The 12,189-nt window shown below is 58.2% G+C and carries 10 protein-coding genes and 1 pseudogene; 7 read left to right on the top strand and 4 right to left on the bottom strand.

Annotated features, from left to right (window positions below; genetic code table 11):
• The first annotated feature begins 57 nt into the window (after window positions 1–57).
• From flhA to ACWHWP_RS18530, 5 genes are all read left to right on the top strand, one after another.
• Entirely contained in the window at window positions 58–2,130 is a 2,073-nt protein-coding gene (gene flhA, locus ACWHWP_RS18510; RefSeq protein ID WP_447856130.1) for a formate hydrogenlyase transcriptional activator FlhA, read from the top strand.
• 153 nt (window positions 2,131–2,283) lie between these two features.
• Window positions 2,284–3,282 (top strand): ABC transporter substrate-binding protein, encoded by a 999-nt coding sequence (locus tag ACWHWP_RS18515; RefSeq protein WP_059312532.1) that lies wholly within the window; start codon window positions 2,284–2,286, stop codon window positions 3,280–3,282.
• Window positions 3,282–4,319, top strand: coding sequence for a FecCD family ABC transporter permease (locus ACWHWP_RS18520; RefSeq protein ID WP_059312531.1), 1,038 nt, complete (start codon window positions 3,282–3,284; stop codon window positions 4,317–4,319). Before ACWHWP_RS18515 ends, ACWHWP_RS18520 begins: the two co-directional genes overlap by 1 nt.
• Window positions 4,319–5,080, top strand: coding sequence for an ABC transporter ATP-binding protein (locus tag ACWHWP_RS18525; protein ID WP_047348036.1), 762 nt, complete (start codon window positions 4,319–4,321; stop codon window positions 5,078–5,080). The genes ACWHWP_RS18520 and ACWHWP_RS18525 overlap by 1 nt, the downstream gene beginning before the upstream one ends.
• 16 nt (window positions 5,081–5,096) lie before the next feature.
• Complete coding sequence (locus ACWHWP_RS18530) at window positions 5,097–6,317, top strand: MDR family MFS transporter (RefSeq protein WP_447856131.1); 1,221 nt, start codon at window positions 5,097–5,099, stop codon at window positions 6,315–6,317.
• Window positions 6,318–6,322: 5 nt separating this feature from the next.
• Here ACWHWP_RS18530 and ACWHWP_RS18535 read toward each other — a convergent pair whose 3' ends face one another.
• Window positions 6,323–6,667, bottom strand: a complete 345-nt coding sequence (locus ACWHWP_RS18535) for a nitrous oxide-stimulated promoter family protein (protein WP_447856132.1) — start codon at window positions 6,665–6,667, stop codon at window positions 6,323–6,325.
• 175 nt (window positions 6,668–6,842) lie between these two features.
• Here ACWHWP_RS18535 and ACWHWP_RS18540 point away from each other — a divergent pair, with 175 nt between their 5' ends.
• Both ACWHWP_RS18540 and mutS read left to right on the top strand, forming a co-directional pair.
• On the top strand, window positions 6,843–7,073 hold the full coding sequence (locus ACWHWP_RS18540; protein WP_047348033.1) for a SymE family type I addiction module toxin: 231 nt from the start codon (window positions 6,843–6,845) through the stop codon (window positions 7,071–7,073).
• 113 nt (window positions 7,074–7,186) lie between these two features.
• Window positions 7,187–9,748: a DNA mismatch repair protein MutS gene (gene mutS, locus ACWHWP_RS18545; RefSeq protein WP_447856133.1), complete on the top strand. Its 2,562-nt coding sequence runs from the start codon at window positions 7,187–7,189 to the stop codon at window positions 9,746–9,748.
• 139 nt (window positions 9,749–9,887) lie between these two features.
• Here the strand turns inward: mutS and ACWHWP_RS18550 are convergent, their stop codons facing one another.
• The 3 genes and pseudogenes from ACWHWP_RS18550 to ACWHWP_RS18560 all read right to left on the bottom strand — a co-directional run bounded on the left by ACWHWP_RS18550 (window position 9,888) and on the right by ACWHWP_RS18560 (window position 12,139).
• Window positions 9,888–10,109: a non-oxidative hydroxyarylic acid decarboxylases subunit D gene (locus ACWHWP_RS18550; RefSeq protein ID WP_059311755.1), complete on the bottom strand. Its 222-nt coding sequence runs from the start codon at window positions 10,107–10,109 to the stop codon at window positions 9,888–9,890.
• 10 nt (window positions 10,110–10,119) lie between these two features.
• Complete coding sequence (locus tag ACWHWP_RS18555) at window positions 10,120–11,547, bottom strand: non-oxidative hydroxyarylic acid decarboxylases subunit C (protein WP_063956882.1); 1,428 nt, start codon at window positions 11,545–11,547, stop codon at window positions 10,120–10,122.
• A pseudogene (locus ACWHWP_RS18560) lies at window positions 11,537–12,139 on the bottom strand (non-oxidative hydroxyarylic acid decarboxylases subunit B). The gene ACWHWP_RS18555 and the pseudogene ACWHWP_RS18560 overlap by 11 nt, the downstream one beginning before the upstream one ends.
• Window positions 12,140–12,189 lie beyond the last annotated feature (50 nt).

The raw sequence follows: 12,189 nt of genomic DNA on the forward strand, positions 1-12,189 counted from the left end.
CGCCAAAAGCGGTCAGCACTGAACGTCTCTTTTTGCCAGTTTCTATTGGAAAGCAATATGCCGTATACACCGATGAGCGATCTTGGACAGCAGGGCCTGTTTGACATCACGCGCACACTTTTACAGCAGCCCGATCTCGGCGCGCTGAGCGATGCCCTGACGCGGCTGGTCAGGCAGTCGGCGCTGGCCGACAGCGCCGCGATTGTGCTCTGGCATAGCGGAACGCATCGCGCGAGCTACTACTCAACGCGCGATAATGGCAAAACGTTTGAATACGAAGACGAAACGTATCTGGCGCATGGCCCGGTGCGCCGCATTCTTTCCCGGCCTGAAGTGCTGCACTGCAATTTTGACGAGTTCCGGCAGGCGTGGCCGAGGCTTGCGGAGAGCAACCTTTATCAGCCTTTCGGGCATTACTGCATGTTGCCGCTGGCGGCAGAGGGCCAGATTTTTGGCGGCTGCGAGTTTATCCGCACCACCGACCAGCCGTGGCGCGAGGCGGAGTACGAACGCCTGCACACCTTTACCCAGATTGTGGCCGTCGTCGCGGAGCAGATCCAAAGCCGCGTCACCAATAACGTCGATTACGACCTGCTGAGCCGCGAGCGCGACAACTTCCGCATTCTGGTCGCCATCACCAACGCCGTGCTGTCACGGCTCGACATGGACGAGCTGGTCAGCGAAGTCTCAAAAGAGATCCACCACTATTTTAAAATCGACGCTATCAGCATCGCGCTGCGCGGCCATCGCAAGGGCAAGCTCAACATCTACTCCACCCACTATCTTGATGAGGCCAATCCGGCACACGAGCAGAGCGAGGTCGATGAGGCCGGTACGCTCTCCGAGCGGGTGTTTAAAAGCAAAGAGATCCTGCTGCTCAACCTGAACGAACAGGATCCGGTGGCCCCTTACGAGCGAATGCTGTTCAACACCTGGGGCAACAAAATTCAGACGCTGTGCCTGCTGCCCCTCATGTCCGGTGACACCATGCTCGGCGTGCTGAAGCTGGCGCAGTGTGAGGAGGGCGTATTCACCACCGCCAACCTGAAGCTGCTGCGCCAGATCGCCGAGCGTATTTCCATCGCCCTGGATAACGCCCTCGCCTATCAGGAAATTCATCGTCTGAAAGAGCGGCTGGTGGATGAGAACCTCGCCCTGACCGAACAGCTCAACAACGTGGACAGCGAGTTTGGTGAAATCATCGGGCGCAGCGATGCCATGTACAGCGTGCTCAAGCAGGTTGAAATGGTGGCGCAAAGCGACAGCACGGTGCTGATCCTGGGCGAAACCGGCACGGGTAAAGAGCTGATTGCCCGCGCCATCCACAATCTGAGCAACCGCAACAGCCGCAGGATGGTGAAGATGAACTGCGCCGCGATGCCAGCGGGACTGCTGGAAAGCGACCTGTTCGGCCACGAGCGCGGCGCGTTTACCGGGGCCAGCAGCCAGCGTCTGGGCCGTTTTGAGCTGGCGGACAAAAGCTCGCTGTTCCTCGACGAAGTGGGCGATATGCCGCTGGAGCTACAGCCGAAGCTGCTGCGCGTCCTGCAGGAGCAGGAGTTTGAGCGCCTGGGCAGCAACAAGCTTATCCAGACCGACGTGCGGCTGATTGCCGCCACCAACCGCGACCTGAAAAAAATGGTCGCCGACCGCGAGTTTCGCAGCGATCTTTACTATCGCCTGAACGTCTTCCCGATCTTCCTGCCGCCGCTGCGCGAACGCCCGGAAGATATTCCCCTGCTGGTCAAAGCGTTTACCGCGAAGATTGCGCGCCGGATGGGACGCAACATCGACAGTATCCCTGCCGAGACGTTACGCACCCTTTCATCAATGGAATGGCCCGGCAACGTGCGCGAGCTGGAAAACGTCATTGAGCGCGCGGTGCTGCTGACGCGCGGCAATGTGCTGCAGCTCTCCCTGCCTGAGGTTACGCTTCCTGACGCGATCGCGCCCGCCGCCGAGACAGCAAAAGAGGGAGAAGATGAATATCAGCTCATAATGCGCGTGCTGAAAGAGACCAACGGCGTGGTCGCCGGACCAAAAGGTGCCGCCCAGCGCCTGGGGTTAAAACGTACCACCCTGCTGTCGCGCATGAAGCGTCTCGGGATTGATAAAGAGAGCCTGGCTTAAGGCCGCATTCCGGCGGTGTTTTTCTGACACCGCCATTCTTTACCCTGCGCAACTGTCCCTCATTGACACAAAATCGTTTCCTCTGTATAAAATTCCGCCTTAATAATGAGTTTCATTTGCAACAACAATAATATTTATGAAGGGTAGCGTTTAATGAAAAAGGTCATCTGCGCGTTAGGCCTGGCGATTGCGTCGGTCGGTTCTGCTCTGGCAACCACATATCCCCTGACGATTGAAAACTGTGGCTATAAAGAGACGTTCACCAAAGCGCCGGAACGCGTCGTGGCCCTGGGTCAGAACACCGTCGAAATTTTGCTCCTGCTGGGCCTGGAAGATAAGGTGAAGGCCAGCGCCTTCTGGCCGACCAAAGTGCTGCCGCAGCTGGCGGAACAGAATGCAAAAATCAAAACCCTGACGGTAGAAATCCCGACGCTGGAATCCATCCTGTCGCAAAACCCTGATTTTGTTCCTGCCCAGCTTCCTCTGCTGCTCGGGCCGGAGAGTAAGGTCGCAAAGCGTGAAGATCTGGCCACCGTCGGCGTGAACAGCTATTTATCACCGGGCATGTGCGCGACCAAAAAGGCCGCCGGCGATATGTACGGCAGCCGCCAGAAGCTGTGGGATATGACCTATCTCTATAAAGAGATTGAGGATTTCGCTAAAATTTTCAACGTTGAAGATCGCGGCCAGGCCGTCATTGCGGATTTCAAAAAACGCGAGGCCGACCTGCGTAAGGAATTCAGCAAGAATAAAAAAGACCTGTCGTTTGTCTTCTGGTTCTCCAGCTCATCCCCTTCTGCGGACGCCTACGTCGGCGGTAAAAACAGCGCCTCTGGGTTCATCGCTGACGTGCTGGGCGGGCACAACGCCATCACTTCTGAGACCGAATGGCCAACCGTCGGCTGGGAAAGCATTATTGCCGCCAATCCGGATGTCATCGTGGTGTCCAGCCTCGACCGCAACCGCTGGGCACTGGATAACGCGGAAGAAAAAATCAAATTCCTGAAGAGCGATCCGGCGGTAAGCCAGCTGGACGCGGTGAAAAAAGGCCATATCGTGGTGATGGACGGCCAGGCGATGAACCCGACAATCCGCACGATTTACGGGGCTGAGCAGGTCGGCGAACAGCTCAGAAAACTGGGGCTGAACTGATGACATCCGCCGTTCTTCAGGCCCGGCAGAGCCTGGTGCTGATGAGCTCGTGCCTGCTCGCCTTTGTCCTGTTATTTCTGGTTATCGCGCTAAGCGTCAGCGTCGGCGAACTGTCCATCCCGCTGCAGAACGTCTTTTATGCCATCAGCAATAAAATGGGGTTCACCGGCGTTCCGCTCAACCGCATCTATGAGAGCGTTATCTGGGACTTTCGCCTGAGCCGCGCGCTGGTGGCAGCCTGCTGCGGCGCAGGGCTGGCCATCTGCGGTGCCGTATTGCAGAGCCTGCTGAAGAACGCGCTGGCGGAGCCGTACGTGCTTGGCGTGTCCGCAGGCGCGTCGACCGGGGCGGTATCCGTCGTGGTGTTGGGGATCGGCACCGGCGCGGTGTCGCTCTCCGCCGGCGCCTTTGCCGGGGCGTTCGCCGCCTTTGCGTTTGTCGCCTTCCTGACCAACGGCGCGCGCGGCGGCAATGAACGCACCATTCTGGCGGGCGTAGCCGCCTCTCAGCTGTTTAACGCCATTACCGCCTACACCATCAGCACCTCCGCCAGCGCGCAGCAGGCGCGCGACGTAATGTTCTGGCTGCTGGGCAGCTTCAGCGGCGTTCGCTGGCCTGAGTTCCAGCTGGCACTGGTGGTGGTGCTGATTGGGCTAGCCGTTTGCCTTTACTATTCCCGGGCGCTGGATGCCTTTACGTTCGGCGATGACGCCGCGGCGTCTCTGGGCATCGCCGTCCCGTGGGTGCGCCTGGCGCTCTTCACCACCACCGCACTGATTACCGCGACCATCGTTAGCATGGCGGGCTCAATCGGCTTTGTAGGACTGGTGGTACCGCACGTCATGCGTTTCCTGTTCGGGCCGCTGCACCGTACGCTGCTGATTGCCAGCGCGCTGGCAGGCGCAATCCTGATGGTGCTGGCAGATATCGCCTCGCGCATGCTGATTGCCCCGCAAAGCCTGCCCGTGGGCGTGGTAACCGCGCTGGTAGGCGTTCCGTTCTTTGCCGTGATTATCTACCGCTCAAGGAATAAGTGATGAGTATCTGCGCTGAAAATATTACCTGGAAGGTGGGTAAAAAAGTCATCGTTAATGACGTTTCGCTGAAGGTGTCACGGGGAGAAACGGTAGGACTGCTTGGCCCTAACGGCTGCGGTAAATCATCGCTTCTGCGCATTCTGGCTGGTCTGCGCCGCCCGGATGCGGGCTGTGTGACGCTGGACGGCCAGGACATCTCTCGCATTGCCAAAAAGCAGCTTGCCCGCCGGGTCGCCTTCGTTGAACAGCACGGGATGACCGACGCCAATATGCGCGTGCGCGACGTGGTGAAGCTCGGGCGTATTCCGCACCACTCCCCTTTTTCCAACTGGAGCACGCACGATGACGAGACCGTCACCGCCGCCCTGCAGCGCGTGGATATGCTGGATAAAAGCGACCAGGGCTGGCTGAGCCTCTCCGGCGGCGAGCGCCAGCGCGTACACATTGCCCGCGCGCTGGCTCAGACCCCGACTGAAATCCTGCTGGATGAACCGACCAACCACCTGGACATTCATCATCAGATGCAGCTGATGCATTTGATCAGCGAATTACCGGTCACCAGCATTGTCGCAATCCACGATCTCAATCACGCCTCGATGTTCTGTGACTCGCTGATTGTGATGCAGAAAGGGCAAATTGTGGCGACGGGAACGCCGCAGGACATTTTATCCGAGTCGCTGCTGTGGGATGTCTTCCGGGTCAAAACCAAAATTGAGATCTCGCCGTTCCATGGCAAAAAGCACATTCACTTTATCGTTTAGGGGCGAGTGAACGACGATGCTCCTTCGCCCTGCCACCACGCTCTGGCCGCCCGTTTTACTGGGCAGCCAGTTTGTTTTTAACATTGGCTTTTACGCCGTTGTTCCCTTCCTGGCGATATTCCTGCGCGACGATATGCTGCTCTCAGGCGGGCTTATCGGGCTGATCCTGGGCCTTCGCACGTTCTCCCAGCAGGGGATGTTTATCGTCGGCGGTGCGCTCTCGGACCGGTTTGGCGCGAAAGTCGTTATTCTGAGCGGGTGTATTATTCGCGTCGCGGGCTATCTGCTGCTGGCGTTCGGGCACGCACTCTGGCCCATCATTCTTGGGGCGTGCCTGACCGGTATCGGCGGCGCATTGTTCTCCCCCTCGATTGAGGCACTGCTGGCAAAAGCAGGCACGCAAAGCGAGGCGAGAGGCAAGCGCAGCCGGGCGGAGTGGTTTGCCCTCTTTGCCGTCTGCGGTGAACTCGGCGCGGTACTGGGCCCGGTTGTCGGTGCTCTGCTGACTGGGCTTGGCTTCCGCCAGGTGGCGCTGGCGGGTGCAGGGGTTTTCATTATTGCCCTGGTGGTGCTGTACTTCTGCCTTCCTGCTTCCCACCACCGCTCACAGACGCTAAACATACAGCCCTGGTGGACGACGTTCCGCCAGCCGCGCTTTGTCGCCTTTATCATTGCCTACAGCTCGTGGCTGTTAAGCTATAACCAGCTCTATCTGGCGCTGCCGGTAGAAATCCAGCGCTCTGGCGGAAACGAGAAAGATCTTGGCCCGCTGTTTATGCTGGCCTCGGTGCTGATCATCACTTTGCAGCTTCCGCTGGCCCGCTTCGCCCGACGCGTGGGGGCGGTGAGAATTCTGCCGGTGGGCTTCTTGCTGCTCTCCGCCGCCTTTGCGAGCGTAGCGATGTTTGCGGCGACAGAACCGCCTGAGGGCTGGCTGCGGCTTATGCCGTCGGTATGTTTTGTAACGCTGTTGACGCTGGGACAGATGCTGCTGGTGCCATCGGCAAAAGATCTCATTCCGCGCTTCGCCGAGGAATCAACGCTGGGGGCGCATTACGGCGCACTCTCTACCGCCGGAGGCGTCGCGGTACTGGCTGGAAATTTGCTGTTTGGCAATCTACTGGATCGCGCTCTGGTGCCCTCAACGCAGGCAATATACCCCTGGCTCCTGCTGGCAATTTTCCCGCTCTTTAGCGCGCTGGCACTCAACGTGATTTTCCGCCCGCTGAGACGCTGAACCGGTCACTTTTTCGGACGATACTTCTCCGGCAATTCCGGCACGGGACGGCGGTCATCAATCAGATGACGAACGGTCAGGATGGGATGGCGCCATAACATACGCGGGCCTGCCCAGCGCATAACCTGCTTCATCTCTTCGCGCCTGGCAGCCTGGTAGCAGTGCACCGGACACTGTTTGCAGGCCGGCTTTTCCTCCCCAAAAACGCATTTATCCAGGCGCTTTTCCGCATACGCCTTGAGCGCCTGATAATGACCTGCGTCCTGCGAAGCCTGCGGGCACTGCTTTTCATACAACGCGATCATCTTCGCGATGGTCTCTTTTTCTCGTGATATGCGTTTAACGGACATAACGGCTTACCTAATAATAAAGTGCATTCACAATACACTTTTAAGCGCAGAATTTCAGTTGTTGCATGCCGTTTTCTGAAGCCTGATTCCAGTTTTAGCCCTGCACCGCCCGACAATCACTGGTATTTTATACAGGCATCAAACATGACCGTTGTCCATGTTTTCAGGAGACCCTATGCAAGAGAGAGCGAGCAGCAAACCCTATCGCCATTTAAAAGTGGGATATTTTAGAAAGCGCCATGAAGACCGCAATACCAAGATACCGAAGCGTTACAGCGTGCATGCGGCGCTGAGCCTGAAAGGCGACTGGCTTGAACAGGCGGGGTTTACCACCCATTCCCGGGTCAGAGTGGGCGTGGAGCACGGAAAAATCGTCATTGAGCTCATGTCGGAAGGCACCTCGTAAAGCGACGACATTTTTCTGCGCCGTATCTTTTTTTCATGCGACAATAGAAGGAACAAACGGCCACTGAGCCGCTCAAAACGGTTTATTTTCAAAGAAATGGACATCATAACTCCATGAGCACAATCGACAATTTCGACGCACATACGCCGATGATGCAGCAGTATCTGAAGCTGAAAGCACAGCATCCTGAAATCCTGCTGTTTTACCGTATGGGCGATTTTTACGAGCTGTTTTATGACGATGCCAAACGCGCATCGCAGCTGCTCGACATCTCGCTGACCAAACGTGGCGCATCGGCAGGCGAGCCCATTCCCATGGCCGGTATCCCGCATCACGCGGTAGAGAATTACCTGGCGAAGCTGGTGAATCAGGGTGAGTCCGTCGCCATCTGCGAACAGATTGGCGATCCGGCGACCTCGAAAGGTCCGGTTGAGCGCAAAGTCGTACGCATCGTCACGCCAGGCACCATCAGCGATGAAGCCCTGCTACAGGAACGCCAGGATAACCTGCTGGCCGCGCTGTGGCAGGACGGCAAGGGGTTTGGCTACGCGACGCTGGATATCAGCTCCGGACGTTTTCGTCTGAGCGAACCGGCCGATCGTGAAACGATGGCGGCCGAACTACAGCGCACCAATCCGGCAGAACTGCTCTATGCCGAAGATTTCGCCGAAATGGCGCTGATTGAAGGTCGTCGCGGGTTGCGCCGTCGTCCGCTGTGGGAATTCGAAATTGATACCGCGCGCCAGCAGCTGAATCTGCAGTTTGGCACCCGCGATCTGATTGGCTTTGGCGTTGAAAATGCCCCGCGCGGGCTGTGTGCGGCAGGTTGCCTCCTGCAGTACGTGAAAGATACCCAGCGCACCGCCCTGCCGCATATCCGCTCTATCACCATGGAGCGCCAGCAGGACAGCATCATCATGGATGCCGCCACGCGCCGTAACCTGGAGATTACCCAGAACCTGGCGGGGGGCGTAGAAAATACGCTCGCGTCGGTCCTCGACAGTACGGTGACGCCAATGGGCAGCCGCATGCTCAAACGCTGGCTGCATATGCCGGTTCGCGATACCGACACGCTTGTTTGCCGTCAGCAGACAATTGCCGCTTTGCAGGATCGCTATACCGAGCTGCAGCCCGTCCTGCGCCAGGTGGGCGATATGGAGCGTATCCTGGCCCGTCTGGCTCTGCGAACCGCGCGACCACGCGATCTCGCGCGGATGCGTCATGCTTTCCAGCAGTTGCCGGAACTGCGTGCACAGCTGAGCGACGTTGACAGCGCGCCGGTACAGAAGCTCCGCGAAACCATGGGCGAATTTACCGAGCTTCGCGAGCTGCTTGAACGCGCCATTATCGATGCGCCTCCGGTTCTGGTGCGTGATGGCGGCGTGATTGCCCCTGGCTACAACGAGGAGCTGGACGAGTGGCGCGCGCTGGCCGACGGCGCAACGGACTACCTTGATAAGCTGGAAATCCGCGAGCGCGAGCGCCTTGGGCTGGACACCCTGAAGGTGGGCTATAACGCGGTACACGGTTATTACATTCAGATCAGCCGCGGGCAGAGCCACCTGGCACCGATTCACTACGTCCGTCGCCAGACGCTGAAAAATGCTGAACGCTATATTATCCCTGAACTTAAAGAGTACGAGGACAAAGTTCTCACCTCGAAAGGCAAAGCGCTGGCGCTGGAAAAACAGCTGTATGAAGAGCTGTTTGACATGCTGATGCCGCATCTTGCCGACCTGCAGCTGAGCGCCAGCGCGCTGGCGGAACTGGACGTGCTGGTGAATCTGGCGGAACGCGCGGAAACGCTGAACTATACCTGTCCGACATTTACCGACAAACCCGGCATTCGCATCACTGAAGGCCGTCACCCGGTGGTTGAGCAGGTGCTGAACGAACCGTTCATCGCTAACCCGCTGAGCCTGTCGCCGCAGCGAAGAATGTTGATTATTACCGGTCCGAACATGGGCGGTAAGAGTACCTATATGCGTCAGACGGCGCTGATCGCCCTGCTCGCCTATATCGGCAGCTACGTTCCGGCGCAAAAAGTGGAGATTGGCCCTATCGACCGTATCTTTACCCGCGTCGGGGCAGCGGACGATCTGGCGAGCGGCCGCTCAACCTTCATGGTCGAAATGACCGAAACGGCTAACATTCTGCATAACGCGACGGAGAACAGCCTGGTGCTGATGGACGAAGTCGGACGCGGAACGTCAACCTACGATGGCCTGTCGCTGGCCTGGGCCTGTGCTGAAAGCCTTGCGAATAAAATCAAGGCCATGACGCTGTTTGCTACCCACTATTTCGAGCTGACTCAGCTGCCGGAAAAAATGGAAGGCGTGGCAAACGTCCATCTTGATGCGCTGGAACACGGCGATACCATCGCCTTCATGCATACGGTGCAGGATGGCGCGGCGAGCAAAAGCTATGGTCTGGCCGTCGCGGCGCTGGCAGGCGTGCCGAAAGAGGTGATCAAGCGCGCGCGTCAGAAACTGCGTGAACTGGAAAGCCTGTCACCAAACGCGGCGGCGACGCAGATTGACGGTACGCAGATGTCGCTGCTGGCACCTGCGGAAGAGACCTCTCCGGCGGTAGAAGCGCTGGAGAACCTCAATCCGGATTCCCTGACGCCGCGACAGGCGCTGGAGTGGATTTATCGGCTGAAGAGTCTGGTCTAGTTTTCTGCGGTCTTTTGCCCGGTGGCGCTGCGCTTACCGGGCCTACGGGTTTTGTAGGCCGGGTAAGGCGAAGCCGCCACCCGGCAAAACAGACCGCACGATGTTATCGCCCGGTAAGCGCAGCGCCACCGGTTTTTTTTTACAACAGCGGTGGAATGGTCGGCACCTGCGGTGCCTCGTCAATATCCTTCTGCGTCATGCGAAACGCTTCAGGGTAGTGCTCGCGGCTGGTACGACGCAGCGGCTCGGTATCGCGCCAGGTATACAGACAATGCTGGCACTGATAAACCGTCCAGATCCCTTTCACCGGTGATGTTGCCATCACTTCAATATGCTCATCGGCACAACGTGGACAAATCATCTTTTCCTCCTTATTGACGTGCTGCCAGCATGGCGGTCAGTTTTTCAGCCCAGGCTTTGGTTTCAGGGAGATCCTGTACCGGCTGGCTATAGTGGCCACGGGTGTCCGGTGCGACAGGCGTGGTGGCATCGATAATCAGTTTGTCGGTAATGCCCGCCGGGCTGGATCCCGGGTCGAGTTCAAGCACCGACATGTTCGGCAGCTGCACCAGATCTCCTGCCGGGTTCACTTTCGATGACAGCGCCCACATCACCTGTGGGAGGTTGAACGGATCGACATCTTCATCCACCATAATCACCATCTTCACGTAGCCCAGACCGTGCGGCGTGGTCATGGCGCGTAAACCGACCGCGCGGGCAAAACCGCCGTAACGCTTTTTGGTGGAGATGATCGCCAGCAGACCGTGGGTGTACATCGCGTTCACCGCCTGCACTTCCGGGAATTCTGCTTTCAGCTGCTGGTAAAGCGGCACACAGGTGGCTGGCCCCATCAGATAGTCAATCTCGGTCCACGGCATGCCGAGGTAGAGGGATTCGAAAATCGGTTTGGTGCGGTACGAGACTTTATCAATACGCACGACCGTCATATTGCGCCCGCCCGAATAGTGGCCGGTAAACTCACCGAACGGTCCTTCAATTTCACGCTTACGGCCTTCGATCACCCCTTCCAGGATCACTTCTGATCCCCACGGCACATCGAAGCCGGTCAACGGCGCGGTCGCAATCGGGTACGGGCTTTCACGCAGCGCTCCCGCCATTTCATACTCGGATTGATCGTATTTCAGCGGCGTCGCGCCCATCAGGGTGATGATCGGATCGTTGCCCAGCGTAATCGCAATCGGCAGGTCTTCACCACGCTCTTCCGCTTTGTGCAGATGCAGAGCGATATCGTGCATCGGTACCGGCTGCAGGCCAAGCTTACGCTTGCCCTTCACTTCCATGCGGTAGATCCCGACGTTCTGCTTGCCGAAGTTATCCGGGTCGAGCGGATCGCGCGAGACAACGCACGCTTTGTCGAGATAAAAACCACCGTCCCCGTCGTTCAGGCGAAACAGCGGCAGGATGTCGAACAGGTTAATGTCTTCACCGTCCACCGTATTCTGCGCCCATGCAGGGTTGGCCCGGCGCTCCGGCGCGATCGGGAATTTATCCCAGCGGCGAATAAACTCGTCGATCTGTTTTTTCACCGGGGTATTCGCCGGTAGCCCCATCGAAATGGCGTGGTTCTGCCAGGAGCCGATGGTGTTCACCACCACGCGGGCATCGGTAAACCCGCGAATATTATCGAACCACAGCGCCGGTGCGCCGTCGCCTATGCGTCCGGTGGCGTTGGCCGCCGCCGCCAGATCCGGCTCAGCGTTCACTTCTTCCTGAATTTTCAGCAGTTGCCCTTGCTCATCGAGCGCCTGCAGGAAGCTTCTCAAATCATCAAATGCCATCTTTAGTCTCCTGTGAAAAATGTTTCGCCTCGCGCAGCCCGTTCCAGCGGCGCGCCTTTTTATGCTCCAGACCAAACTGGTCGAGCACGCGCGTCACGATATGCTGGGTGATGTCATCGGCGGTTTGCGGATGGTTGTAGTACGCAGGCATGGGCGGCACCATCGCCACGCCCATGCGGGAAAGCGCAAGCATGTTCTCCAGATGAATGGTGCTCAGCGGCGTTTCACGGGGAACCAGCACCAGCTTGCGCCCCTCTTTCAGCACCACATCTGCAGCACGGCCCACCAGCCCCTCGGCTTAGCCAGCGCGGATACCCGCCAGCGTTTTCATGCTGCAGGGAATGACGATCATGCCGTCGGTGCGAAACGAACCGGAGGAGATCGTGGCGGCCTGGTCGGCCGGACTGTGGACAACGTCAGCCAGGGCAGCAACGTCCTGCGCGGTGTAGGGCGTTTCCAGCTCAATGGTGGTTTTTGCCCACTTCGACATCACCAGGTGGGTCTCCACCTCCGGCATTTCCCGCAGCGCCTGCAGCAGCGCCACGCCCAGCGGAGCGCCCGTCGCCCCGGTCATTCCCACGATCAATCTCATTCTGCACCTCAATTAATTTGTTCGTACACGAACATTATAGATAAGCTACT

The organism is Enterobacter sp. WI-ESBL-E8 (assembly GCF_053364895.1).

Excerpts from the sequence above, each read along its gene's own strand:
- ACWHWP_RS18515 (WP_059312532.1), top strand. The coding sequence starts at position 2,284 with ATGAAAAAGGTCATCTGCGCGTTAGGCCTGGCGATTGCGTCGGTCGGT.
- ACWHWP_RS18550 (WP_059311755.1), bottom strand. The coding sequence starts at position 10,109 with ATGATTTGTCCACGTTGTGCCGATGAGCATATTGAAGTGATGGCAACA.
- ACWHWP_RS18540 (WP_047348033.1), top strand. The coding sequence starts at position 6,843 with ATGCAAGAGAGAGCGAGCAGCAAACCCTATCGCCATTTAAAAGTGGGA.
- flhA (WP_447856130.1), top strand. The coding sequence starts at position 58 with ATGCCGTATACACCGATGAGCGATCTTGGACAGCAGGGCCTGTTTGAC.
- ACWHWP_RS18520 (WP_059312531.1), top strand. The coding sequence starts at position 3,282 with ATGACATCCGCCGTTCTTCAGGCCCGGCAGAGCCTGGTGCTGATGAGC.
- ACWHWP_RS18530 (WP_447856131.1), top strand. The coding sequence starts at position 5,097 with ATGCTCCTTCGCCCTGCCACCACGCTCTGGCCGCCCGTTTTACTGGGC.
- ACWHWP_RS18555 (WP_063956882.1), bottom strand. The coding sequence starts at position 11,547 with ATGGCATTTGATGATTTGAGAAGCTTCCTGCAGGCGCTCGATGAGCAA.
- ACWHWP_RS18525 (WP_047348036.1), top strand. The coding sequence starts at position 4,319 with ATGAGTATCTGCGCTGAAAATATTACCTGGAAGGTGGGTAAAAAAGTC.
- mutS (WP_447856133.1), top strand. The coding sequence starts at position 7,187 with ATGAGCACAATCGACAATTTCGACGCACATACGCCGATGATGCAGCAG.
- ACWHWP_RS18535 (WP_447856132.1), bottom strand. The coding sequence starts at position 6,667 with ATGTCCGTTAAACGCATATCACGAGAAAAAGAGACCATCGCGAAGATG.